The organism is Priestia megaterium (assembly GCF_009497655.1).
Lineage (GTDB): Bacteria > Bacillota > Bacilli > Bacillales > Bacillaceae_H > Priestia > Priestia zanthoxyli.
This window is the reverse complement of record NZ_CP023317.1, coordinates 1,855,609-1,881,026: the sequence shown is the minus strand read 5'-3', so window position 1 is coordinate 1,881,026 and position 25,418 is coordinate 1,855,609. Positions and strand designations below refer to the sequence as shown.

Genomic DNA, 25,418 nt, shown 5'->3' with positions numbered 1-25,418 from the left:
AGGTTTCTTCATAAAAACCATCTTAACCTTTTTAAGAACATGCTATACTAACAATTCTGTTTTAAAATAAGTCTCTATCATATGTTTTAAACAAACAAATTTACCTTATTTCCCTTCTTAATAGCGTTTCTCACATCGCTAAACGCACAAGCAAGGTCGTTATTTATAATCAAAAGTAAAACCCCATAACGAGTCATGGGGTTTTACTTCGTACGTTGATTTTTTGGAATTTTAATTTGTTTAATATCTCCTAGCACATAAATATAAAAAATTAAGCCTAGCAACAATACAATTCCCGCTACCATAAAGCTTAGATTAAAAGAACCAGTTTTATCCAAAAGATATCCCGTTAAAGCTGTCGCTATAATTCCACCAAACAAATTATTAGCTAAATTAACAATAGAACTGAGAAGAGAAATAGAGCCTGCAGGCGCAATTTCAGCGGAAATAGACCAGCCGATTGGTGCCGTTGCAGATATACCTGCCAGTCCAATCGAAATACAAATCATCGCTAAGACGACACTATTAGTGAAAATAGAGCCTAAAAAAACAAACCCTAAGCATAATCCTATAACAATGATGGTGCGATATACTTTTTGACTGTCATAACCTTTTTTTATGAGGTAATCAACAAGCCACCCGCCTACTAAAATGCCAGCAAATGTAGCAATTAGCCAAGGTACTGCCGTAAGCAGGCCCGATGACATGATATCCATACCGTATTTTTCTTTTAAAAAAGTTGGCAGCCACGTTAACAGTAAATTAAACGTATATCCATAGCCTGTAAACCCAATCATTAGCCCCCAAACTTTTCGATTCGTAAATAATACTTTCAAGGTATGTAAAAATTTTGATGTTTGCTCATCGTTTGCATTTAAATTATTTTCTTGAATATACTTCAGCTCATCATCTGATATGCGTCTATGCTTTTCTGGCTTTTCGTAATAAAACCAAAACAGCAGCGTAAACAGCACGTTTATAATTCCAATAGATAAGAATGCTGTGCGCCAATCAAATTTGGTGATGAGAAACGCTACAAGAGGCGCGCCAAGTACATTCGAAAATTTGGCCGCTGAATCAAACAAAGAATTTGGTAAGCTTCTTTCATTTGGAGGAAACCATAGCGACGTAGCTTTTGATGCTGCCGGAAATGCAGAAGCACTCATTATTCCTATTAAAAATCGGACAATATAGAGAAGAAGTTTTCCTTGCAAAAAGGCCATCGACATCGTTAATAAACTCCAAATCACCATACCGACTCTTGTCACCCATGCTACTCCGAACCGATCAAGCAAGCTTCCCGCAGGTATTTGCATGATCGTATAAGAATACGTATAAATAGAAAAGACAATTCCAAGCTCTGTTCCCGTTAAGTGAAATGCATCTTGTATTGCAGGAGCGGCCACTGACACCGCTACACGATCAAAATAGTTTAAAATAATCATACTGCTTAACAAAGATGAAATGAACCATCGTGTGCGTCCTGTTCGCTTTACTGTGTGTTCACTCATAGCTAGCTCCTTTCATCAGTAGTTTGTTCGTTTTATTACCGTAGCATTCTACTTAATACCGCAGCTAGAAGACACTACATAAAACCTAAGCTCACCCTACCCATAAAAAATCCGAACGATGAATCGAGATTCTCAATCAAGAATCTTGATTCATTGTTCGGATCTTCTTTCACCAAAAATACTTCTGTCCAGCCTTTTTTCTCGCTAACAGTCTATTTTGCTGAAAGCTCATCTTCCGTTACCCACTTATGATTTTTCACTTTCTCTCCGCCTGTAGTCGGCGTGTAGTCTACCATATATACCGTTGTTTTTTCGGCTGAATCAATCGTTGCTTTTGCCCCTTTCATACCTTTCATATGATCTGCTTCAAGCGTCACTTCGCTGCCTGGCTTTAACTGCTCGTTACCCGCATCTTTTATTTCTTCTTGAATAACCCACTTATGATTTTTTACTTTTTCCCCGCCAGTCTTTGGCGTATACGAAACGGTATAGGCCGTAGTATCGTAAGCACCAACAATCGTTGCTTCAGCCTCGTTCATGCCTTTCATATGATCAGCTTTCATAACGGCTTTATCTCCAACTTTATATGTTGGATTTTCAGCTTGCTTTAATCCTTTTGGAACCTCTCCTGAACTAGAGTGATTCATCTCTGAGTGATCGTGCATGGATTCATTTTTGTCAGCTGAAGGTTTTTCATGACTAGAATCGTTTCCGCATCCGCTTAGTCCAATAATGACAGATGCACCAAGAATAAATAGCTGTTTTTTCATGACAGTCCCTCTTTTCCACCTAATAAATTTTAAAATAAAAATCCTTTAATCCTTAGAAACAACTTATCTTTGCATACTCTTCTTCTTTTCTTTATTGTAGCCAGACTTTGTGCAGATTTTGTGAAGATGAAGGTAATTAGGTACGAAAATTTCCTGTGCCTAAAAAAGGCCTTCGTATGAAACACTTACCACTAGGAAAAAGTATAAAAATAAAAGGAGGAAAGAAACATGCTAAAAATACGCTTTGCTCTATCCTCACTCTTACTTGTAGTTAGCTTGGTGATGGGAGCCCCCTTTGCTTCCGCACAGTCCACGCTCTCACCTAGCGTACAAAAGATAGAAGTAACGTCCATTAAAATGAAAACACTCAAAACGTTTATCGATGAACAAGATATGAATACATTCACCAATAGTATAAAAAAGGCTGAGCGCATGAAACTTCTCTTAGATGAAGAATCTGCTGGGAGCATCGATTGCAAAATGACCATTACCTATGGAGATGGTTCTAGCCGTCATTATTTCATTTGGATTATGGATGATGGACGTGATGTGTTAATTGCTCAGCAAAAGCATCCAGAAGACCTTCATCTTAAAGGGTATGAATTGAATCAAAAAAATTCCTTGCACCTGACAAAGCTGCTAAAGAATATTCTTTAGCAGCTTTGTTTTACATCACTTTCACCGAAAATGGCTTGGTGACCCAAATATTTTTCACTTTATATTTCCCACACAGCATATACTGCTATAACGGCAAGCACGTACAAAATAGCTGAGATGATCCACTTTTTCATACCTTATAGCCTCACTCTCTGCAATCGCAGTGCATTTAATACAACCGATACAGAACTAAAAGCCATCGCGGCACCAGCAACCCAAGGAGCTAACAGCCCAACTGCTGCAATTGGAATACCGAGCGTGTTATAACCCATCGCCCAGAATAGATTTTGCTTGATATTAGAAATCGTTTTTCTACTCATTTCAATCGCATCTGCAATGCTCATCAAGTCTCCTCGCATCAGCGTAATATCAGCGGCTTCCATCGCTACATCCGTTCCTGTTCCGATGGCCATTCCAATATCAGCTAACGCAAGTGCAGGAGCATCGTTAATACCGTCTCCTACCATTGCGACTTTTTTACCTTGCTGCTGAAGCTTTTTCACTTCTTCTGCTTTGCCTTCTGGCAACACTTCTGCTATAACGTGCTCAATACCCGCTTGCACCGCAATAGCCTGAGCTGTTTGACGATTATCTCCGGTAATCATCATCACTTCTAAGCCCATCTCTTTTAACCTAGAAACTGCTTCTTGAGAAGTCTCTTTAATAGTGTCTGCAACAGCAAGCATGCCGGCATATTTTCCGTCAAGAGCAACGAGCATGGCCGTTTTTCCTTCTCGTTCTAAATTTGTCATTTCTTCTAAAGCTGCATCAATATTCACTTTATGTTGGTTCATAAGCTTTCTTGTTCCTACTAACAGCTCTCGTTCTTGTACAGTTGCCCTTACTCCATGCCCTGGAATCGCTTCAAAAGATAACGGATCTTGAATTTCTATACCTTTATTTTTTATACCTGCTACGAGTGCTTGAGCTAGAGGATGCTCCGATAAACGCTCAGCTGATGCAACTAACTGTAATAGCTCATTTTCTTCGTAGCCCTGTGCAATACGTACATCGGTTAGCTCAGGCGTTCCATTTGTAACAGTTCCCGTTTTATCTAAAAGAATCGTATCGATTTTATGCGTCGCTTCTAAATGCTCGCCGCCTTTAAACAAAATACCAAATTCTGCTGCGCGGCCCGACCCCGCCATAATGGAAGTTGGAGTAGCTAAACCTAATGCGCATGGACATGCGATCACTAATACGGCGATAAGCTTTTCTAAAGCCGGTGCAAATTCGCCAGGCACAATCCAAATGTACCAGACAAAGAACGTAAGAAGAGCAATTCCAACCACAATTGGCACGAATATACCTGAAATATAATCAGCTAATCTCTGAATAGGGGCTTTAGACCCCTGCGCTTCTTCTACTACTTTAATAATTTGCGCAAGCGCCGTCTCTTTTCCAACGTTTGTAGCTTTTATTTTTAGAAAACCATTTTTATTGAGTGTGGCTCCAATTACTTTATCTCCAATGCTTTTATCTACCGGTACGCTTTCCCCTGTCAGCATGGACTCATCTAAAGCCGATTGTCCTTCAATAATCTCTCCGTCTACAGGTACTTTTTCACCGGGTTTAATAAAAATAACTTCGCCTTTTTGCACTTCTTCCACTGGAATTTCAATTTCCGCTCCGTCTCTTACTACAACGGCCGTTTTAGCTTGTAAACCCATCATCTTTTTAATTGCTTCTGAAGAACGGCCTTTGGCATTGGCTTCAAATAATTTCCCTAAAAGAATCAGCGTAATTAATATAGCACTCGTTTCATAGTAAAGCTGAGTAGTATGAGCAGATGAGCCAAGCGATTTAAGAGAAGAGTATAAACTATAGAAATAAGCTGCGCTTGTACCTAGTGCTACTAAAACATCCATGTTGGCACTTTTGTTACGAAGAGCTTTAAATGCACCTATATAAAATTGCTTCCCTACGACGAATTGAACAGGCGTAGCTAAAGCGAGCTGAACCCATGGATTCATCAGCATATGAGGCAAAGGAATAAACGACGTAAACGTAAAATGACTAACCATTGCCCATAATAACGGTACGCTTAAAATAAATGAAAACCAAAACTTTCCTTTTTGTTTACTCAGTTCTTTTTCTCTGTAGCTTTGCTCTTCTTCTTTTTCTTCTGACTTTAGCTTGGCTCCGTATCCAAGCTTTTCAACTCGCTGCGTTATGTCTTGCGGATCTATTTGAGAAGGGCTGTATTCAACAGAAGCCGTTTCTAAAGCAAGGTTAACACTTGCCTTTGTCACGCCTTCTAATTTGTTTAACCCTTTTTCAATACGAGTCGAACAAGCGGCGCACGTCATGCCCGTAATAGCAAATTCGGCTTTTTCACTTACAACTCCGTACCCAAGCTTTTCGATTTTTTCTTCAAAGGCCTGTGGACTTGTTTTAGACGGATCAAATATGATAGTAGATCTTTCCAAAGCCAAATTCACGTTTGCTTCTTTTACACCTTCTATTTTTTTTAACCCTTTTTCAATCCGGTTAGAACACGCTGCGCACGTCATACCCGTAACTTGCAAGGTGGCTTCTTTTTGTTTATCACTCACCGCGTTTCGCCTCCTGTTATATACCTACAAGGGGTATATTTTTCTCTTAAATCAAGCGTGCGAAGGTATTCGCACGCGATGCTGTTTATGCTACTTCATAACCTTGGTCATCAATAGCTTCTTTAATATCTTCGACCGTTACTTGACTTGGATCAAATGCAACCGTTACTTTTGCATCTTCTAAGCTTACTTCTACGCTTTTAACGCCATTAAGTTCGCCTACGCCGCCTTCAACAGCTTTGACACAATGACCGCAAGACATTCCTTGTACTGATAATGTTACGTTTTCCATTTCTAGCATCTCCTTTATTTCATTAATCGTTTAATGGTTGTTAATAATTCATCCACTACTTCTTCATCACCATCTTGCACACGTTCTACAATGCAATGCTTCAAGTGACCTTCAAGCAAAATTTTACTTACACTATTCAAAGCAGACTGCGCAGCTGCGATTTGAGTAATCACGTCGTCACAATACGTATCTTTTTCAATTAATCCTTTAATTCCTCGAATTTGTCCTTCAATTCGATTTAATCGGCTTGTTAGGTTTTTTTTCACTTCTGGAGAATGGTGACTTTTTCTTTCACTATTTATCGTACAACATTTTTCTTCACTATTCATGTGATTCGCTTCGACCATCTAACATCCTCCCTTCATAACTTCATGATACTATACCCCCCTACCCTATGTAAAGCGAAAAGCTGGCTTCTGCTTACTTTATCTTTTCACCAATTTCAGTAGCTATGCTCATATCATTTTCAACTAACATCAACCCACTTATAGCCTATTCCCCATACGGTTTGCAAGTATTCGTCTACGGGAAAGCCCGCTTTTCTAAGCTTATCCCGAACATTTCGCACATGGGAGTCAATAGTACGGTCTCCAATCTCCGCCTCATATCCCCACACTAACACAAGCAAGTCGTCTCGGCTGAACACACGATTTAAATGCTGAAGAAGTAACCCCACCAATTCAAACTCTTTAGGCGTTACTTGAATCTGCTGATCTTTATATTGTAATACGTGATTTTCCTTGCTCCATACTAACCCTTTATAGGTGATTTCATTCTTTTCTTTTGAGGAGCGTCTAAGAACCGCGCTGATACGTGCAACCAATTCTTCTTCGCTAAACGGTTTGGTAATATAGTCGTCTGCCCCTATATTTAATCCTTTTACTACATCTAACGTTTGGCTGCGGGCTGTGAGCATAATGACCGGTAGATCAGACATTTTTCTTACTTTTTGACAAGTCTCCCACCCATCTTCGCTTGGCATCATAATATCTAATAACATCAAATCTGCTTTGTTACCTTCATAAAGATAGCGCAGCGCTTCTGTGCCTTTTTCAAATTTTATACATGTAAATCCATTGGGCAGCAGATAAAGTTCTAGTAAATCCAGCATCCTTGCTTCATCATCTACTAATAAAATAGTTGCCATCCTATCCATCCTCTCTTAATACAATCTCTACAGTCGTACCTTTTCCCGTCTCGCTTGTGATTGTTATTTCTCCTCCATGAGCTTCTACAATCTCCTTTACAATTGATAAACCTAATCCGTAGCCTCCGCTTTTTCTCGAGCGGGATTTTTCCACTCGATACAGCTTGTCAAATACGTAAGGTAGATCTTTTTCTGGAATGCCTATTCCTTGATCTTTAAGAGTTATTGTCAATGATTCAGCTGATTTTTTTACACTTAAATCAATTTTGGTCTCTTCTTTTGAATAGTTCATTGCGTTATCAAGTAAATTGATAATCACTTGCTGAAATCTTTCAGGATCTAGTGAAACGTAAAGACCTTGAGGGCAGCTTATCTCCAGCTCCATCTCCTTTTCTTTTAAAGCTAAATGAAAATGCGCGCATACGGTGTGCAAATACGTAGCTAGCTCTACTTTTTGTTTTTGAATAAAAAATGTATGCTGATCCAGCTGCGCCAGCTGAAACAAATCTTTGACTAACTGTGAAATTCTTCCTGCTTCTTCTTCCACAATAGCAAGATACTTATCACGTTCTTGCGGTGTATTAGAAGGCCTTCTTGCTACGTCTGCATAGCCCTTTAAATACATCAAAGGCGTTTGAAGTTCATGTGAAATGCTGCTTAAAAATTCATTTCGCTCTTTTCGTAACCGCTGCAGCTCATTCGCTAACGACTGAATGGACATTCCTAATTGTCCGAGTTCATCTCTTGAATGAGCGCCAAGTTTCACAGACAAATCTCCTTGACTCAGCTTCTCAGTTGCTTTTTTCATTTTGATTAAAGGAGCGGTTATAAATTTAGACAGAGCAAAAATAGTCACAATGGAAAATAAAACGGACACAGCTCCCGCTACGTAAAAATGATGCTGTAGTCTCGCAATCATTTCGTGAATATCCTTTGTGTTTTTGAACATATAAACCGTTCCGAACTGTTGATGGCCTTCTTTAATAGGTGATGCCGTGGCGATATAAGGTTTGCTTTTCCAGTCGCCTTGCATAATTTCACCTTTATATGTAAGAGACTTTCCTTTCCATTTCTCTACTGCTTTTCTTGCACCTTGAATTAAAGGTCTAGATGAACTGATAATTTCCCCTGTTTTATCCGTTATGATAACATCAGTTTCTGCTTCTGATTCCATCAGTGCAACATGGTTAAGCGTAGCAGAATCATGATGCTTCTCTAATACTTCCCGGTGACTGTTTCCTCTTAAACGCAAGCTTTGCAGCTCCTCTGAAATTCGTGTATTGGCAAGACCGCTATATAAATAGAAAAAGAGAGCGGCTTCAATTAGTAAAATGAACATTAAAAACAAGAGTCCAAGCTTAATAGAAATACGATTCATTTATTCACATCCCTTGCTTTCATTATAAAAGTAATAAATGAAGAAACTGTGCAGAATAAAACATACCTAATTAAATAACGATTATTCTTTGACATTTTACCACGGGTATCTGACAGCTTAGCGTATGAAGTAAGTTTATCATACAGCAAATTTCGAACTTACGAAGCGTGCAGCAATACATAATCCAAAAGCAAAAAGAGATTGAGACATAACAAAATCACTCTAATCTAAAGACGAGCAAATTGGATAAGGGAGCTAGTATAAATTACTGGTCACACCGCAGTTGATTTCCGTGCAAGACTTCGCTTTCCGCGGGCGGCCGCTGAGCCTCCTCGTTGCTTGCGCTCCTGCGGGGTCTCACCTGTTCCGCTTTCCCCGCAGGAGTCTTCGTCTTACCCTCCAATCAACTGCTAGAAGCAACTATATACATGAAACCTACGTTCACCATACCAATAAAAAAATCCAAACGAGTTGGATTCTCCATCAAGAATCTCGATTCATCGTTCGGATTTTTCTTTAACTAAATTTGCCTCAGCCTCTTTTTATTTAACAATAATAACAGGACATTCTGCGGATTGAGCAACTTCGTGACTTACACTTCCTAGAAAGGTCTCTTTAACAAAGCCCTTTCCTCGGCTTCCTATCACAATGACGTCTTGTTGATTGTCACATGCGTATTCAATAATTTTCTTTGAAGCAGTGCCTTCTACACCGTATGCCTCATATGGAATACCTGATTGAGTTAAATGATTGTGAGCTTCAGATAAAATATCGCGGTTTTCTTCTTCTATCAGTGCGTCCAAGTCAACGCTAAAAACAGGCTGCTGCAAGTGAATTCTTTCCTTAATATGTACAATTGTCAGCTTATTAGCATTTACGCTTTCAGCTAGTTTACTTGCATGTTGAAGAGCACGAATAGAAGGTGCGGAACCATCAAAGGCGACTAAGATTTTGTTATACATATCAAGAACCCTCTCTCTTTTTGTTCTTACATGATGTATTACCATCTAGATGCTGTAGATGATAAAGCAAAAAATAATAAAGTAAGAGACTTCTTGATTTTTGCTTTATCATCCATACTATACTTTTACCGCTTTCAGAAAAAACAAAACATTTATCCGTTTTTTTCCATATAAAAAGCCTTTGCTCACTAGAAGCAAAGGCTGATTGTTTATGTTAGTAGGTTATTTAACAAACTTCTTTTAACTCTTCAGTTAAACGTAAAAAAGTTTCTTTATCTCTTTTTTCTAAAGACTGATCGATTTGCAGTAAAAGCTGTGCTTTTTTAAAGTCACGAAGAGATTTGTTTAGCACTAGTTGAGCTGCTGTCGCGTCTGATACTTTTACTTCTTCTCGTGTCATTTTGCGGGACGTATAGTTTTCCATTACAAGTCAACTCCTCATCCTTTTCGCTATTATATAAGAAATCATATAATTATTCAAATATTTTTTCTTATTTTTCATTTTAAATTTGACCCCCAAAAACCGAGATTAAGACATAGCGAAATCAATTCAATCTAAAGACAAACAAATTGGATACATGAGCTGAACCGCTTGTGACACCGCTGTTGATTTCCGTGCAAGCGCTAGAAGCATCTACCCACATAAACGAAACCTACGTTCATCACAATAACAAAAAAATCCGAACGAGTTGGATCCTTTATCAAGAATCTCGATTCATCGTTCGGATTTTCTTTCCACTAAAATAATTTTGTCTCAGCCTCTTGTTATCACAACCACTCTGGGCGTGAAGAACCTCGAGGAACGAGAACCGTCTTATATTCCCCTGGAGTTTCCGACATTTCGATTTGTTCTGTAAGCCCTTGGTACAATCCTAAAGGTGTTTGGGCTGTAAAGAGATCCGGTGCAATGTACTCATGCTTCTCTGACGAACCAGCTGTTTGATGGGCGTATGTTTTGTCATAGATGCCCATTGATAAGATCCATAAAGATACGCGATCTAATGATACACGCACGCGGTAGCTGCCTCCTTCTTTTGCTCTTCTTTCCAATGCCATTAAAGCACCAACTTCAAGCAGCCAAGAAACTGCATAATCATTGACAACTACAATAGGAGGCAGCTGAGGATTTTCTGGCGACCCTTCTAACGCCATGACTCCCGTTACGCTTCCCGCTGTCTGGTCAAATCCATTTCTTTTTGCCCACTCTCCTTGCGTTCCGTGCAGGTTAACGGTGCAGTGGATGATGCCTGGTTTTAGTTCTGCACACTCTTCAGCTGTTAGACCGTATCTCTCTAGAAATCCGTAGCGACGGTTCGCAAAAAAGATATCGGCTTCTTTTAGAAGTTCAACCATTTTTTCTTTTCCTTCTTTTTCACCGATATCCAGCGTTGAAGAGCGCATACCGACATTAGACGTAGCGTAAATCGTATCATGCTCCCAATCCGTTGGCTTCCAAATATTTAAAACGTCCGCACCGTGTAAAGCGAGAGCTCTACCGAATCCTGCTCCTGCAATAACGTGACCAAGCCCTAATGCTCGAATACCATCTAGCGGCGTTTTAGGGTTCTTGGAAAAAGGAATTCGCTCACTTTCTCCAATCTTTTCAATTTCAATTAAAGGAAGCTGAGCTATTTCTTCATACACGGCTTCTTTCATAAACTCTTCAATTGTCCGCACAACAGGCATGATCACTCCTCGCTCCGCTGCAGCTTTTTCCAATTCTTCTGCATTCCATCCGCGAATCGCTTTTGCCACTGCATCAGGGTCTTCTATACAATTTAATAGCTTGAGCGTTTCATGCTTAGAGCGTGGATACGGATTCAGCGGCATTACCCATTTGCCGTCTTTTGTTTGATAAAAGCGAAAGCCTAATGGATTATAAGGATCATTTGCTTTACTCGGGGCATACCCATTAAGCTTTTCCCATTTTTTATCGTAAAAAGGTGATAATCTTCGGATCGCTTTTCGTAAATCCATATGAATATCTTGACCTTTTCCTCCGCGTATTCTCCAAATTTTTGAGACAGCTACTGACTTAGCAACCAGTGCAATAGCTGCTGCTGAGGCAAGTCGCAGCGTACTAGGAACAATCGGATCTTCTCCGTAAAATGTAATGTTTCCTCCGCTGTCTTTTGCTGATAAGCCGACTCCTTGAAGCACATTTTCCAGCTCTTGATAGATATCAAAATCACTATTATCCGTTAAACGATTTTCATTTGCTTTCACAATAGATTTTGTTAGCTGACCTTTCGTAATGTTGCTCATGTGTAGTCCCTTCTTTCCTCATATAATTACCTCATTATGTCCCTGCTTGCTGAAGTTATGCCCTCATCGAGTTAAACCAAAACACTTTAAATATAACCTTTACGTTAACGTTAATATTATCTTAAAACGAATGTATCATATATCACTTGGGCGAACAAATAATTTGTTTCATAAACAAACAAAAGCGCTTTATGTTTTTGTACATAAAACGCTTTTTCCTATTTCATATTTTCTTTTTCGAACTACTTTTCGATTGGTTTTTTTAATGCATGTAAATTTTCTTCTGCAGAAAGCATGACCTGGTTCATAATATCTTCCGCATCTTTAATGGCTTGGTTATAAAAATGAGGACCTATATGTTCTTTAATAAACTCCAATACATTTTCCGCTGCAAATTCACTAATTTCTTCATCTCGTTCGTTATAAAAAAACGTTTGAATTTCATTCAGCATTTTATCTTTGTCTTCTTTTGAAAAATTAATAAACATAAACAAAACTCCTCTTTACATTGATATCTGTCTACCTGACATCATAGCAAGAGGAGCTGAGAAAATGCAGTCTTTTTTTCTTGTGATTTTTGTGTACAATGCTTGTGTTGATTTGAATTAGCTAGACACTTTCATAGCCGGTTTTTCTTTTATGCGGCTTGAGCGTTTTTTCATATCCTGTAAAATCTCTAAATATCTCTTTTCCGTCAACTCATATTTTACGAGTGGGACAAGTGATAACAAGCAAAGAATACCCGGAATAATCGTAAAGATTAAAGCAATCCAAATGAGCGTGCTGTGTGACTGAATTTGATTTGGCATGTACCCTACTGCTGAAAGGATGTACCCACCTACTGCTCCACCCACTGCTGAAGCGACCTTTGTTTTGAAAATATTCGTAGAAAACACCATTCCTTCTGCTCGGTTCCCCGTTTTCCATTCGCCGTATTCTACACAGTCAGCGAGCATAGATGTTTGAGCAATGTTACTAACCCCACCGCCAAAAGAAGCTAAAAAGCTTAAAATCATTACTGGCATAACGTGGAAACCCGTTGCAAACATTGTAAGAGTGGCTACAGCATTTAGGGCAATTCCCCCTATTGCTGCACGTTTCTTTCCAAATTTATTTGAAATGAAAGGAGACGCGATCGCTCCTACAATTTGTGCTGTAAAAAATAAGGTTAAATAAAGAGACGCGATATTCTCTGCATTTAAATTGTATTTAAAATAGTAAATAGAAAACGTAGTTCGAATTGTTAAAATCGTTTCAACTAAAAGCATTGAGAAAATTAGGTAGCGCAACGGTTTATTTTGAATAAATAAGTTCCAAACTGCTTTTGGCGTCTGCTTTTCCTGTCTTTTTACGGTATAGTTTTCTTTTACTCCTGAAAATGTAATAATCATTGTAATCATTAAGATACACGCATAAATAAGACTAAGCATAAACCAGTTTCCAAAATAATGAGCTAGTGGAAGAGTTAATAAACTAGCAAATAAAGACCCTACTGCTGCAATGGTTCTAGGAAAAGCCACAACTTTGTTTCGTTCTTTTACATCTTGTGTAATCGTTGCTGAAAGCGACCAATAAGGAATATCCATGATAGCAAAGCTTGTTCCCCACGCGATATAAGTGATATAAGCATAAATTAATTTTCCTGTGTGAGAAAGATCCGGACTAATAAAACACGCGACTGTAGCAACAGCTGCAAAAAATCCGCCTATTAAAAGATAGGGCCTAAACTTACCAAATCTCGTTTCTGTATTATCAACAATCATTCCGATAATAATGTCCGCAATCCCATCCCATATCCTAGCAATAAGAAATAAAGTTCCTACGGCTGCAGCATTTAATCCTACACTATCCGTATAAAAAATCATTAAATATGTACTTGTTAATGCATATATAATATTGTTTCCAAAACTCCCCATTCCGTATGATAATACGGTTTTGAGAGAAACTTTTGACTGTACCCCCATGTTCATGTAACCTAACTCCCTTCTCCTATAAAACGCTTTCATATCATATTATGAGTGACTAGAATCTCATTGCTTTATGAGATTCTAGTGTCCTGTTGCTACTACATGTTTTCTACAACTCGACTTTCGTAAGGCTGCAGAACAATATCTTTAAATACTTTTACTTCTGGCGTATGGTTCATAAGGAAGTAATAACTTGTCTCTCCAAGCTTGCGAGGATATACTTCAACTCCATCTTCACTTTCCGTATGCTCAATCTGCTGCTCTGTTACAATATCAAGCGCCATTTTTTCAAACGTTTTCCCTTCAATTCCACAGCCTACATAATAGACCGTCCCGCGACCAAACTGATTTTTTGTTACAGCCGCTTGATTATAAAATGGATCATCATACTCATACAGCACTTCAGCTGTTACAGGTGTGATAATGTCTCTCCACACGGACGCACTTGCTTGTTCTCCTTCATACGGTCCTTTTCCTTTAATAGCTGCTTTTTGAGTAGAAGACAGTGCTTCCACTTCATGAATTTCAATCCCTGTTATTTCTTTTACATATCCGGGCAGCGTCTGTTTAAAGTGAATATTATTTTGTTTGTCTTTAATGCCGGTTCTAAACGTAAAAACGATGACGCCTCCGTTTTCAGTAAATTCAGTAAATCTTTTACCTAGTTCTTTATCAATGATTTGCAAAGCCGGAACAACCAGTACTTTATAGCTTGAAAAATCTCTTGTAGCAGGAATAACATCAATGGGTGTATTCAACTTATAAAACGGTGTATACCCTCTAAGAAGCTCTTGCGTAAAGTCAAACCCTTCACTTTGCTGCTGAAAACGCCATGACCATATATTTTCATAGTCATATAAAACGGCAATCTCCGATTTAATATCAGACTCAAGCACATGTTCGTAATGAACGATTTCACTAAATAACGACTGAACTTCTTTGTAACGTTTTCCATAGTGATTATCGTGACCTACAATTCCGTAGCAGTATTGCTCAGCTCCTCTTGTCATTCCGCGCCAGCGAAAATACAGCATATTCGTGCATCCATGAGCAAAAGCTTGATAAGACCACATTTTTGCCTGATTAGGTCGCGGTAGATAACCGATGATATCATGACCTTGAGCACCCATTAATTCCTCTACAATCCAGAAATTTTTATGTAACAAGCCTCTATTAAAATCATGACCTAGTGCAATATGAGCCGGGGTAATCGGCTCTGTTTGACCGCCCCATACCGGATAATTATCATAGGATACAAAGTCCATTACTTCTAGGTTTTCTTCATGATCGAACCATTTATCAAAAAAGCCTCCTGATACGTTCGTGGTCAACAGCTGGTGATCACCTTTATATTTCTTCACAATCGCTGTTTGTTCGTGAGCGTATCTGTTTAACGAAAAAGAGCGAAAGCGGGCCCAGTCTAGCTTTAACGAAGGGCTGTGTGTCGTAATTGTTTTTACAGGCATAGGCACTTCGGTAAAGTCGTTATACGTTTGTCCCCAGAAAATAGTGCCATACTTTTCATTTAACTCATTAATATCTTTATATTTTCTTTCCAAAAACTGCTGAAACTCTTTATGACATTGTTCGCAGTAACACATATCACTGCCTTCATGGCCAAATTCATTGTCAACTTGCCATGCTACGATTGCTTCTTCTGAGCAGTAGTGCTTTACTAGTTGTTCTGTAATCTGAGCGCTATACTGCCGGTAAAGAGGAGAATTAAAACAATATTGACGTCTTCCTCCAAATGCTCTGACCGCCCCATTTTCATCTTTTGATAAAATAGAAGGATGCTGCTTCGCAAGCCAAGCCGGAAAAGTGGCAGTAGGGGTACCAAACATAACGTCAATACTCTGTTTTTTAAGCTTATTGATAACGCTATCAAAAAAAGAAAAGTCATATTGCCCTTCTTTAGGCTCCATAAGATGCCAAGCGAACTCCCCTATTCTCACCATATTTGATCCTAACTCTTTAATACCTTGGATATCTTCTTCTATCATATTCTCTGGCCAATGTTCAGGGTAATAATCGACGCCGATGTACATTTTTCTCTACTCCTATCTATTTCTTTATTTCATTAAATGAACGTTTTGCTGTTACTTGTTAAGGTATTCTTGGAAACGGTGATCAAAAGCAAAAAAATCACATTTCCTGTCTTCATAAATAATTCTCTATTCAACTTTTAAGATACATACTTTCTAATCTTTTAAAACGCTTACAAGTTTATTTTATGAACTTTATTCAAAATATTCAATGGTAAAAATTTAGAGAAAAACATCCTTTTTTTGCTCTTTATTAAAATAAAGAATAAAACGCTTACAAAGACAAATGTTTTTTATAATTCTTTTATATATCTTCCCTCACACTCCCCACATCCACATTTAGGTAATAAATTGCTTAAAAAACACTCTTCAAAAGTCATTTCTTTCATACATGTTATCTATCAATTAGTAAGAGTCATTTGACTTATCTATAAAATAGTAAAAATTCCAGAGCAGGTTTTTACCATTATTAACACATTGATCCTACGTTCACCATCACGACAAAAAAAAGACCGCACAATGAATCGATAATCTCGATTCATTGTGCGGATACTTCTTGGGCTAAAATACGTTTGTTCTACCTCTTACTTGCAGCTGATTATGAACACGCCCTTTTACGGATTTGTATTCATGCAGCTTCCATTTATACAAAACTCTTCAAACACAGGGTTCTTTACATTCTCCATTAACAATGGGGTTGCAACATGCTGGAAATTAGAATGACGAATTGTTAGGTTTGTAACGGGAGAACGTTCATAGGCTCGAATCCATAAGCCGTATTTCCCTCCATTACTTTGCAAATTTTCTATGTTGATATTACGAACAACGGGCGTAAAATTCCCTGTGTCTCCTTCTTCATAGTACATGTCTATTTGAATCACTTCACTGCCAACGCTTTTGACCGTATTGTTGCTAAAGTCGATATCTTCAATCGTTCCGCCGCGAACTGAATTTGTTTTAATACGCAGCGCCCGGTCTAGATTGGGACTGTCCATAACATTGTGCTGAGCAAATACGTTCCGGACGCTTCCTGATATTTCGCTGCCGATCACAACGCCCCCGTGGCCATCTTTCATTTCGTTTCCTTCAATAATAATATTTTCACTTGGTACGTTGATTCTTCTTCCATCTGCATTACGCCCCGACTTAATCGCAATACAATCATCTCCATTGTCAAAATAAGAATCTTTAATAAGCACATTTTTACTCGATTCAGGGTCTACTCCATCATTATTAGGACCATGACCTATAATTTTTACATCATCAATTAAAATGTTCTCGCTTAAGACAGGGTTGATTTGCCACATGGGCGAATTTAAAATGGTTACACCTTTTATCATGATATTTTTGCTGTGATAAGGCTGAATAAAACTAGGTCGCAAATAGTGCCCTTTGCCAAATACGCGCTCTTTAACAGGAACTTTCTCTTCTGCCATTTTAAACAGCAAATCGCGATCTTGCTGTTGATTGGGCTCGCCTTCTTTCCATCCAAACTCCTTTTTTCCTTTCCAGGGCCACCAATGTTCGTTATCACCCTGTCCATCTAACGTACCTTCTCCTGTAATCGCAATATTTTTTTCGTTATAAGCATAGATAAGCGGTGAATAATTATATAGCTCCACGCCTTCCCATCTTGTTAAGACAGCAGGTAAGTATTTGTCAGGATTTTGACTAAACTTAATGGTAGCTTTTTTCATTACATGAAGATTTACGTTGCTTTTTAAATAAATCGCACCGGTAACATAAGTTCCTGGTGGAACAACAACGCGCCCTCCTCCTGCTTTGTTAGCCGCTTCGATTGCTTTTTTAAAAGCAGCCGTTGAATCAGACTTTCCATCTCCTGCTGCTCCGTACCGCTTAATATTAAACGTACGGTTCGGAAATGAAGGAGGCTGAATTTGTTCTTTAACTGCTGTTATTTTTTCACTTGCTGAAAGAGCTTCTCCTTGGGCAGAAAACGGTAAAATAAGCATCAGAGTCATCACAAACAAAGAAAGCACATATTTTTTCACTAGCTTTTCCCCTTTCGTTTAACAATCTAGTAACCGACTTATTTATAAAGTAACGCCTGTTTTAAAAATGGCCATTTCTTTAAAATCATTTTTTTCGTTATTTACAAGCTCTCCGCTAGAAACCCCGATCATGTACTCAATAAAGCTTTCTAACGTAGCTTCTTCTGTGTCACCTTCAACCAGTACCCCTCCATTAAAATCAATCCAGTGCGGCTTCTTGTTATAAAGAGCGGTGTTTGTAGAAATTTTTATAGTGGGCACAAACGTTCCAAACGGCGTTCCTCGTCCCGTTGTAAACAGTACAATATGACACCCTGAAGCCGCTAAAGCAGTTGAGGCAACTAAATCATTTCCAGGAGCACTTAGTAAATTTAAACCGTTAGTTTGTAAGCGATCTCCGTAATTTAACACGTCTACGACTGGGGCCGTGCCTGCTTTTTGAGTACAGCCAAGTGATTTATCTTCTAACGTTGTAATGCCGCCTGCTTTATTGCCGGGAGAAGGATTTTCATACACCGGCTGTTTATGATTGAGAAAATACGTTTTAAAGTCATTAACCAGATGAACAATTTTATCAAATGTTTGTTCATCAACAGCTCTTTCCATTAGCAGGGTTTCTGCACCAAACATTTCAGGTACTTCTGTTAAAACTGTTGTGCCTCCTTGAGCAATGAGCCAGTCAGAGAATTTACCGAGCAGCGGATTTGCTGTAATACCAGATAATCCATCTGACCCACCGCATTTAAGACCTACTTTCAGCCTGGAAATATCAACGTCTTCTCTTTTATCATCTTTAGCAGCAGCATAAATTTCTTTTAACAAAGTGACTCCTGCCTCAATTTCATCCTCGACGTCTTGAGATTGTAAAAACTTCACTCTGCTTTCATCAATTGTACCTAGCGCTTGTTTAAATTCTGTTAAGCTATTATTCTCACATCCAAGCCCTAATACTAATACGCCTCCAGCATTTGGATGCTGTACCATTCTCGTAAGCATGGTTCTTGTATTAAGGTGATCATCACCGAGCTGAGAACATCCGTAATTGTGTTTTAAAACGGTTACATGTTCAAAAGGCGAGATATCACCTATTTCTTTTTGAAACTGTTTAATCATTTGTTCGGCTATACCATTTACGCACCCTACCGTTGGAATAATCCAAAGCTCATTTCTAATTCCAATGTCTCCGTTTTTGCGGCGATATCCTTTAAACGTTAGCGATTGTTTTTTTTCTTTAGGAGCTGCTAACTTTTGATGAAATTCATATTCGTTAACATTATTTAAATTTGTTTTTGTGTTATGCGTATGCACCCATTCACCAGGTGAAATAGAGTGCGTCGCATGCCCGATTGGAAAACCATATTTTATAATGTTGCCGCCCGCTGAAATTGGCGTAAGAGCTATTTTATGGCCCCTTTTTACTTCTTCTTTTAGAGAAATTTCTTTTCCATCAACCATAAGGTTCTCTTGTGCTAAAAAATCTCGTAAAGCTACTGCTACATTATCTTCCTCATGAATACGAATTACTTCTTTCATATGCTTCACCTCTTACTGTTTAGTTGCGGTTACATAGAGAATTTCTTTTATTGCCTGTTTCATTCCGAGAGTTTCAATGGCTAAGACTCCATTTGTTACGGCTTCTGTTAAGCTAGGAATCGTATTTAAATTCTCTCCCCAATGCTCTTTATATCCCAGTACTTCTTTTACAATGTAAGAAATGCTTTTTTCAGTACCGTCAAACGTATTCCAAAGAGATTCATACATTTCTAGAACTGCAGGGTCATCTGATAGTTCAATTTTTTCTCCTTCTCTTTTTCCTTTATAAAAAGAAATGAGGGCACTGAGAGAAAATGTAAGCAAAGCCGGCAGCGCTCCTTGCTTTTCAACGTACTCTTTAAGAGTTGGGATGTTTCGCGTTTTAAACTTTGTCATGCTGTTCAAAGAGATGCTCATTAATGCGTGGTGGATAAACGGATTTTGAAAGCGTTCTAATGCAGATTTAGCAACTGGCAAAGACTCTTCTTCCGAAACTGGTAAACTAGGAATAATTTCTTCATACAGACACTTTCGAATAAACGTTCCGATTACATCATCTTCGACTGCTTCTCTGACCGTATTTAGTTCCGCTAAATACGCAACAGGCATCATAGCAGTATGAATCCCATTTAAAATTCTGACTTTCTGCAGCGCATATGGTGCAATGTCGTCCACAAATTTCACATGTAAACCAGCTTCTTCCGCGGGAAACTCTTCTTTTACCCACTCAGGTCCCTCAATAACCCATAAGTAAAATGGCTCTGCGATCACAAAAAACTCATCTTCATAACTCAGTTCATTGAGCAGATTTTCATCGTTTGGATAACCTGGCACAATTCGGTCAACAAGCGTGCAGCAAAAAGCATTTGCTTCGTGTATCCATTCGGTAAACTTTTTCTCTAAATTCCATTTGTCGGCATAGCGCAATACCATTTTCTTTAACAAATCCCCGTTTCGCTCCACTAATTCACAAGGAAGGATAATAAGTCCCTTTGTTGGATCTCCTTGAAAAGCTTGAAACCGCTTATATAGAAATGCCGTAACTTTACCAGGAAAACTCGTTTGCGGTGCATGTTCCAAGCGGTCTTCTTCTAAAAATGCGATACCTGCTTCTGTTGTATTAGAAATAAGAAATCTTAGCTCTTCTTTCTCCGCTAATTGCATATACGCCTCATAATCTTCATATGGATTTAGACCTCGGCTAATAGATTCAATTACTTCATGTTCTTTGACTGCTTTACCGTCTTGAATTCCTTGAAGAGAAACCGTAAACAAACCGTCTTGCTCATTCAATTTACCTGCATTTCCCGTAATTCTCGGATTGACAGCTACTATACTGCCTTTAAATGCAGTGCGTTTGTTCATTTGATGAATTTGCCAATCAGCAAACCCTCTTAGAAATACGCCTTCTCCAAACTGCAGTACTTTTTCTGGGTATATACGTGTGTTAGCTTGCATCTGACGGTTTAACTTCATGTTAGCATCTCCTTTTTTGCACACATTAACATTGTTATTTTTATAGCTTTTTATATTGTTTTATTTCTTAAAAATGTTAACGTTAACATTTTTGGGCCGGTTATACTAAATAACCGGCTACATAGATGAGCGTGACTTTACAGACTGGCGAACCATTAATTCGGTATTAATTAAAACTTTATTTTGCAGCATCTTTTTGTCATCTTTGTCCATTAATGATAAAACTGCTTCTGCTCCGGTCATGCTGATTTTCTCGATTGGTCTTTTAACGGTTGTGAGTGAAGGAGTGGTGTATTTGGCTAATTCAATATCATCAAATCCAATAATTGAGATATCACTCGGTACGTTTAGCCCAGACTCGAATGCGGCGTTCATAGCACCGATTGCCATATCATCATTTGAACAAAAAACAGCAGTAGGCGGCTGCTTTAACCTTAACAGTGCTTTCATTCCTTCATATCCGCTTTGCATATCGTAATTTCCTTGAATCATATACTCTTGGCGAATGGAAACATTGTGATCAATTAACGAGTTAAGAAATCCTTCCTTACGCTGTTGAGTTGATTTAAAACCTTCTATTCCTTCTATGATTGCAATATGCCTGTGACCTAATTCAATCAAATATTCGCCGGCTTTGTAGGCTCCTTCTTTGTCATTTGACAAAATATTAATAATCGATGAATCGTCAACTTGACGGTTGAGCACAATCAACGGGATGCCTTTTTCTACTACGTTATATATAAAAGCGTTATCACGGTCGCTTTGACTCATTAAAATAATCGCATCAAAGCGTTTATTGTTGATGTACGTATAATCATCATAATCGTCAATGCCTCTTACAAATAAATTATACTGAACATCAATTACTTTACTTACCCCTCTAATACTATCTACTAAAAAACTTGGTGACGTACCGTTTGCCATGCTCGTAAAAAACAATCCAATTGTATGAGATTTTTGAAGCACTAAATTTTTCGCATGATAATCAGGAATATAGTTAAGCGTATTTGCAATCTCTAAAATTTTCTTTTTTGTTTTTTCTTTAATAAGCGGACTATTGTTTAATGCACGTGAAACCGTTGTATGTGATACGTTTGCTAGTTTTGCAATATCCTTAATTGTAACACCCATTTCATTTACCTTCCTTTAATGAATCAGTATCGATTTTTATTATAAGGATATCACAAGTTAGTAGGAATAATAAGCAAATGGTGAATGTTATGACAGTTTTGACTAAGACCTAGCATGAATATCTTGGACAATCTCCGCGTGTTTCTTATCCGTTAGCTTATACATAAAACCAATAATCACTGCAGCAATGGATAAAGCAATAGCAGGATATAGTAACAGCAAACTTTTAATTCCCACTAATGTACCTGCCTTTTGTGCCACGTTTGGGATATACCCAACTAACCCTAAACCAATACCTGATAAGAAGCCGGATAGCGACTGAGCAAGCTTTCGAGAAAAGTTGAACAATGAATACGTTGTGCCTTCTTTTCTTTCGCCTGTTTTCCATTCACCATAATCAATAATATCTGATACAAATGCCCATGTAATCCCGTTAGGAATGCTGATACCTATAAAGGCAATACTTGCTAAAATCGTAAAAATTATGACGTTAGAAGGCATAAAGAAATTTACTGTGTCCGCTGCAATACTGATTCCTAAGCCAATCATTGCAGCTTGCTTTTTTCCAAATCGGCTAACAAGCTTTGGCAGCATAATGACTCCTAGAAAGGATGAACCAATAATAATAAAGTTCATGTAAGCCATCAATTTAACATTTCCTAAATTATACTGTGCAAAGTAAATAAGCATAGCTGATTTAATATTGTAAGCTGAAATGGTAAATACCGTCATAAACACTAAAATTAAAAGAGGTTTGTTACTTACAAACGTTTTAAAAATAGACTTAACTGATAGTTTTTCTTTTGGACTCTCTTTTACGACAATGCGTTCTTTGCAATTGCGATAGCATACATAAAAAGCGATGATGCCAATGACCGACATAATTCCCATGACAACGGGATAACCGATTTTTTCATTTGGAAATAACAGAATGAGCGGTACAACAGCAATGCTGGTTACAAACAGTGCACCTAATGATCCTGTTTGACGAAAAGCAGCAAGAGACGTGCGATCAGAAGTATTTTGAGTCATGGATGCGCCTAGCGATCCGTATGGAATATTGACAAATGAATAGCCAATTCCCCAAATCATATAAGAAGTGTACGCATAAATTAATTTACCCGCCGGTGAAAGATTTGGCGAAATAAACGTGAGTACGGTTAAAATGGCTAACACCATACTTCCGAATAGTAAATACGGCCGGAATTTTCCTTTAGCTCCGATGTTTTTTCGGTAATCAATGGACGAACCAACAATGGGATCACAAACTGCTGCAAATAACTTACTTACTAGAAAAATCCCTCCCGCAGCCGCGGCAGGGATGCCTGCCACATCTGTAAAGAACTTCAACAAATAAAGCTGCCCTAAATCAAACATGAAACCGTTACCAAAATCACCCATACCATAAGATATTTTTTCTTTTACACTAAGATTTTTCTTTTCTACTTTTATTTCAACCTTTCTTTCTGTTGCCACAACACTCATGGTAATCCCCCTTCTCCCCTTGCAATTCTTTAAACTATTTTGCCCCTTTATTTTTGCAGCGTATAGGCTGGGAAGCTAAAGTAGTCTTTAGCATTTTCATAACATATTCCTTTTACAATTTGCTCAAGTAGCTGTTGGTCATTAGGTACTTCCCCTTCTTCTACCCACGTACCAATTAAGCTGCATACTAGTCTTCTGAAATATTCATGCCTTGTATACGAAAGAAAACTTCGGGAATCTGTTAACATACCGATAAACCGACTAAACAACCCAACATTTGATAACGCTTTCATCTGTTCTAACATACCTTCTCGTTGATCATTAAACCACCAAGCCGTGCCAAGCTGCAGCTTGCCAGGAATACCGTCTCCTTGAAAGCTGCCAATTATACTTGCTAATACATAATTATCTTTTGGATTTAACGAATATAAAATCGTCTTTGGCAAACTATTTTGTACGTCCATTTGATCAAGAAGCTGTACGAGAGGCTCTGCCACTTGTCCGTCATACATCGAGTCATACCCTGTATCTGGACCTAACTGACGAAACATTTTGGTGTTATTGTTTCTAAGAGCATGAAGGTGAAATTGCATTGCCCAACCTAGCTCATTATACAGCTTCCCTAAAAAGATTAACGTATATGACTTGTATTTACTTTCTTCTTCAGTACTTACGCCTTCACCTTTTAAGGCTTTTAAGAAAATCTCCGAAACTTCTTCTTTCGAAGTCTTCGTATATACCATTTTATTTAGTGCGTGATCAGATAAACGCCCTCCCATGGAATGAAAAAAACGAGCTCGACTTTCAAGAGCTTTTAACAAATCCTCATAGGTGTGAATGGAGCGGTTTGAACAATCTTGCAACTTTGCAATCCAGCTCTTAAACCCTTCTTGGTTGATTTCAAGCCCTTTATCCGGACGAAAACTTGGAAGTACTTGGGTCTCAAAACCTTGGACATCTCTTAGTTTCATATGATACTCTAATGAATCTGTTGGGTCATCCGTTGTACAGATAACTTTTACGTTAGAACGTGTAATAAGATCTCTTGCACCAAACTTACCGCTGCGTAATTTCTCGTTTGCTTTTTCCCAAATAAACGGTGCCGTCTGTTCATTTAATATCTCATCAATATTAAAAAAACGCTTTAACTCTAGATGCGTCCAATGATATAGTGGATTCCCAATCGTCATCGGAACTGTTTTAGCCCACGCGAGAAATTTTTCATAGTCACTCGCTGATCCTGTTATCTTTTCTTCTTCAATTCCGTTCGCTCTCATCAGTCTCCATTTATAGTGATCTCCATCTAGCCAAACGTTAGTTAACGTTTTAAACTGTTTATTCTCATAAACTTCCTGCGGGTTTAAGTGGCAATGATAATCAATAATCGGCATATCTTTTGCGTAAGTATTATACAAGTGTGCTGCTGTTTCATTTGTTAATAAAAAATGGTCATCCATAAACTGTTTCATTTCTACCTACTCCTTTACTTTTTTGTTAACGTTAACAAAATTTTATATGAGGATAAATAATCTTATTTATAGATAACTATTTTAATAAGATATAATCTTCAACAACAAAGATGTTAACGTTAACATTTTATTTAATTCTATTACTTATTTCTAAATTTTACAACAATTTATCTTTATATTTTTTCGATTTTTTTCTTTTCTTGTTTTCATATACTGATTCTTTAATTTTAAAAACACGATTTCTGACATGATTCCATAAGAATTAAAGCAAATTTTTTTACATAGAGCTTATAAGGTTACTAAGACGAATAGCTATCTTTAATGCTATAATTAGCGTCGGATGCGAAAGGAAAAAATATCACTACAAGCATTTAAATCATACATAGCCGCTCCACCTTGTTTTCGTATCATTTAAAATAAAGGAATTTTAAAGAGAAAAGTGAATAGTATAAACATGCACTTTATTTACTATCTCTTTTTAATTTTCATATATTCATTGCTTTTAAAGGAGAGGATATCATGCCAGGAGCCACAAGCATGGTCGTAATCGGGATTACTGCCTTAATTGTATTTGGACCAAGTAAATTGCCGGACATAGGACGAGCATTTGGACATTCCCTGCGAGAATTTAAAAATGCAGCAGAAGGAATTATACAAGATGACGACAAAAAAACTCCAGAGGATACCACTAAAGATAAAGAGGAAAAAGCCTAATTTTTATTTAAATGAAAGTTATACAGACTAAAAAAGCCCACTTTTAACG

The 25,418-nt window shown here is 38.0% G+C and carries 21 protein-coding genes; 2 read left to right on the top strand and 19 right to left on the bottom strand.

All coding sequences use genetic code 11. The features are described from left to right. Window positions 1-203 precede the first annotated feature (203 nt). Complete coding sequence (locus CEQ83_RS09405) at window positions 204-1,511, bottom strand: MFS transporter (RefSeq protein ID WP_034264501.1); 1,308 nt, start codon at window positions 1,509-1,511, stop codon at window positions 204-206. Between the two features lie 212 nt (window positions 1,512-1,723). Beyond that, entirely contained in the window at window positions 1,724-2,281 is a 558-nt protein-coding gene (locus CEQ83_RS09400; RefSeq protein WP_155017209.1) for a YdhK family protein, read from the bottom strand. A gap of 228 nt (window positions 2,282-2,509) precedes the next feature. Here CEQ83_RS09400 and CEQ83_RS09395 point away from each other — a divergent pair, with 228 nt between their 5' ends. After that, the gene (locus CEQ83_RS09395) at window positions 2,510-2,938 is read left to right on the top strand and encodes a YhfM domain-containing protein (protein WP_028413685.1); all 429 of its coding nucleotides are present in this window, start codon (window positions 2,510-2,512) and stop codon (window positions 2,936-2,938) included. Window positions 2,939-3,075: 137 nt separating this feature from the next. Here the strand turns inward: CEQ83_RS09395 and CEQ83_RS09390 are convergent, their stop codons facing one another. From CEQ83_RS09390 to uxaC, 17 genes are all read right to left on the bottom strand, one after another. Further along, complete coding sequence (locus CEQ83_RS09390; RefSeq protein WP_155017208.1) at window positions 3,076-5,493, bottom strand: heavy metal translocating P-type ATPase; 2,418 nt, start codon at window positions 5,491-5,493, stop codon at window positions 3,076-3,078. Between the two features lie 85 nt (window positions 5,494-5,578). Next, window positions 5,579-5,785, bottom strand: coding sequence for a copper chaperone CopZ (gene copZ, locus CEQ83_RS09385; protein WP_033578734.1), 207 nt, complete (start codon window positions 5,783-5,785; stop codon window positions 5,579-5,581). 14 nt (window positions 5,786-5,799) lie between these two features. After that, window positions 5,800-6,132, bottom strand: a complete 333-nt coding sequence (locus CEQ83_RS09380; protein ID WP_013056612.1) for a metal-sensitive transcriptional regulator — start codon at window positions 6,130-6,132, stop codon at window positions 5,800-5,802. A 119-nt stretch (window positions 6,133-6,251) separates the two neighbouring features. Then, window positions 6,252-6,932 carry a response regulator transcription factor gene (locus CEQ83_RS09375; protein ID WP_155008187.1) on the bottom strand — a complete coding sequence of 227 codons (681 nt, stop codon included), beginning with the start codon at window positions 6,930-6,932 and terminating at the stop codon, window positions 6,252-6,254. Window position 6,933: 1 nt separating this feature from the next. Then, window positions 6,934-8,310 carry a sensor histidine kinase gene (locus tag CEQ83_RS09370; RefSeq protein WP_155017207.1) on the bottom strand — a complete coding sequence of 459 codons (1,377 nt, stop codon included), beginning with the start codon at window positions 8,308-8,310 and terminating at the stop codon, window positions 6,934-6,936. Window positions 8,311-8,852: 542 nt separating this feature from the next. After that, window positions 8,853-9,272 carry a universal stress protein gene (locus tag CEQ83_RS09365; RefSeq protein WP_155017206.1) on the bottom strand — a complete coding sequence of 140 codons (420 nt, stop codon included), beginning with the start codon at window positions 9,270-9,272 and terminating at the stop codon, window positions 8,853-8,855. Between the two features lie 226 nt (window positions 9,273-9,498). Beyond that, a complete protein-coding gene (locus CEQ83_RS09360) occupies window positions 9,499-9,696 on the bottom strand; it encodes an IDEAL domain-containing protein (protein WP_013082792.1) in 198 nt (65 codons plus the stop codon). 344 nt (window positions 9,697-10,040) lie between these two features. Beyond that, complete coding sequence (locus CEQ83_RS09355) at window positions 10,041-11,537, bottom strand: CoA transferase (protein ID WP_155017205.1); 1,497 nt, start codon at window positions 11,535-11,537, stop codon at window positions 10,041-10,043. A 242-nt stretch (window positions 11,538-11,779) separates the two neighbouring features. Beyond that, window positions 11,780-12,025, bottom strand: coding sequence for a DUF2164 domain-containing protein (locus tag CEQ83_RS09350; RefSeq protein ID WP_013082790.1), 246 nt, complete (start codon window positions 12,023-12,025; stop codon window positions 11,780-11,782). 117 nt (window positions 12,026-12,142) lie between these two features. Next, window positions 12,143-13,507, bottom strand: a complete 1,365-nt coding sequence (locus tag CEQ83_RS09345) for a glycoside-pentoside-hexuronide (GPH):cation symporter (RefSeq protein WP_155017204.1) — start codon at window positions 13,505-13,507, stop codon at window positions 12,143-12,145. Window positions 13,508-13,602: 95 nt separating this feature from the next. After that, window positions 13,603-15,552, bottom strand: a complete 1,950-nt coding sequence (locus CEQ83_RS09340; RefSeq protein ID WP_154991441.1) for a beta-galactosidase — start codon at window positions 15,550-15,552, stop codon at window positions 13,603-13,605. Window positions 15,553-16,163: 611 nt separating this feature from the next. Beyond that, on the bottom strand, window positions 16,164-17,561 hold the full coding sequence (locus tag CEQ83_RS09335; RefSeq protein WP_223546531.1) for a glycoside hydrolase family 28 protein: 1,398 nt from the start codon (window positions 17,559-17,561) through the stop codon (window positions 16,164-16,166). A gap of 42 nt (window positions 17,562-17,603) precedes the next feature. Beyond that, window positions 17,604-19,094: a UxaA family hydrolase gene (locus tag CEQ83_RS09330; RefSeq protein ID WP_034264545.1), complete on the bottom strand. Its 1,491-nt coding sequence runs from the start codon at window positions 19,092-19,094 to the stop codon at window positions 17,604-17,606. A gap of 12 nt (window positions 19,095-19,106) precedes the next feature. Further along, window positions 19,107-20,570 carry a tagaturonate reductase gene (locus CEQ83_RS09325; protein WP_099330863.1) on the bottom strand — a complete coding sequence of 488 codons (1,464 nt, stop codon included), beginning with the start codon at window positions 20,568-20,570 and terminating at the stop codon, window positions 19,107-19,109. 117 nt (window positions 20,571-20,687) lie between these two features. Next, window positions 20,688-21,701, bottom strand: a complete 1,014-nt coding sequence (locus CEQ83_RS09320; protein ID WP_099330862.1) for a LacI family DNA-binding transcriptional regulator — start codon at window positions 21,699-21,701, stop codon at window positions 20,688-20,690. Between the two features lie 102 nt (window positions 21,702-21,803). After that, window positions 21,804-23,186 (bottom strand): glycoside-pentoside-hexuronide (GPH):cation symporter, encoded by a 1,383-nt coding sequence (locus tag CEQ83_RS09315; protein ID WP_099330861.1) that lies wholly within the window; start codon window positions 23,184-23,186, stop codon window positions 21,804-21,806. Window positions 23,187-23,233: 47 nt separating this feature from the next. Then, window positions 23,234-24,655 (bottom strand): glucuronate isomerase, encoded by a 1,422-nt coding sequence (gene uxaC / locus CEQ83_RS09310; protein WP_099330860.1) that lies wholly within the window; start codon window positions 24,653-24,655, stop codon window positions 23,234-23,236. 519 nt (window positions 24,656-25,174) lie between these two features. Between uxaC and CEQ83_RS09305 the strand changes: the two genes are divergently transcribed. Further along, entirely contained in the window at window positions 25,175-25,369 is a 195-nt protein-coding gene (locus CEQ83_RS09305; protein ID WP_047751147.1) for a twin-arginine translocase TatA/TatE family subunit, read from the top strand. Window positions 25,370-25,418: the final 49 nt, after the last annotated feature.

Excerpts from the sequence above, each read along its gene's own strand:
- CEQ83_RS09380 (WP_013056612.1), bottom strand. The coding sequence starts at position 6,132 with ATGGTCGAAGCGAATCACATGAATAGTGAAGAAAAATGTTGTACGATA.
- CEQ83_RS09330 (WP_034264545.1), bottom strand. The coding sequence starts at position 19,094 with ATGAAAGAAGTAATTCGTATTCATGAGGAAGATAATGTAGCAGTAGCT.
- copZ (WP_033578734.1), bottom strand. The coding sequence starts at position 5,785 with ATGGAAAACGTAACATTATCAGTACAAGGAATGTCTTGCGGTCATTGT.
- CEQ83_RS09305 (WP_047751147.1), top strand. The coding sequence starts at position 25,175 with ATGCCAGGAGCCACAAGCATGGTCGTAATCGGGATTACTGCCTTAATT.
- CEQ83_RS09325 (WP_099330863.1), bottom strand. The coding sequence starts at position 20,570 with ATGAAGTTAAACCGTCAGATGCAAGCTAACACACGTATATACCCAGAA.
- CEQ83_RS09405 (WP_034264501.1), bottom strand. The coding sequence starts at position 1,511 with ATGAGTGAACACACAGTAAAGCGAACAGGACGCACACGATGGTTCATT.
- CEQ83_RS09355 (WP_155017205.1), bottom strand. The coding sequence starts at position 11,537 with ATGAGCAACATTACGAAAGGTCAGCTAACAAAATCTATTGTGAAAGCA.
- CEQ83_RS09350 (WP_013082790.1), bottom strand. The coding sequence starts at position 12,025 with ATGTTTATTAATTTTTCAAAAGAAGACAAAGATAAAATGCTGAATGAA.
- CEQ83_RS09375 (WP_155008187.1), bottom strand. The coding sequence starts at position 6,932 with ATGGCAACTATTTTATTAGTAGATGATGAAGCAAGGATGCTGGATTTA.
- uxaC (WP_099330860.1), bottom strand. The coding sequence starts at position 24,655 with ATGAAACAGTTTATGGATGACCATTTTTTATTAACAAATGAAACAGCA.
- CEQ83_RS09370 (WP_155017207.1), bottom strand. The coding sequence starts at position 8,310 with ATGAATCGTATTTCTATTAAGCTTGGACTCTTGTTTTTAATGTTCATT.
- CEQ83_RS09400 (WP_155017209.1), bottom strand. The coding sequence starts at position 2,281 with ATGAAAAAACAGCTATTTATTCTTGGTGCATCTGTCATTATTGGACTA.
- CEQ83_RS09360 (WP_013082792.1), bottom strand. The coding sequence starts at position 9,696 with ATGGAAAACTATACGTCCCGCAAAATGACACGAGAAGAAGTAAAAGTA.
- CEQ83_RS09365 (WP_155017206.1), bottom strand. The coding sequence starts at position 9,272 with ATGTATAACAAAATCTTAGTCGCCTTTGATGGTTCCGCACCTTCTATT.
- CEQ83_RS09340 (WP_154991441.1), bottom strand. The coding sequence starts at position 15,552 with ATGTACATCGGCGTCGATTATTACCCTGAACATTGGCCAGAGAATATG.
- CEQ83_RS09320 (WP_099330862.1), bottom strand. The coding sequence starts at position 21,701 with ATGGGTGTTACAATTAAGGATATTGCAAAACTAGCAAACGTATCACAT.
- CEQ83_RS09315 (WP_099330861.1), bottom strand. The coding sequence starts at position 23,186 with ATGAGTGTTGTGGCAACAGAAAGAAAGGTTGAAATAAAAGTAGAAAAG.
- CEQ83_RS09345 (WP_155017204.1), bottom strand. The coding sequence starts at position 13,507 with ATGAACATGGGGGTACAGTCAAAAGTTTCTCTCAAAACCGTATTATCA.
- CEQ83_RS09395 (WP_028413685.1), top strand. The coding sequence starts at position 2,510 with ATGCTAAAAATACGCTTTGCTCTATCCTCACTCTTACTTGTAGTTAGC.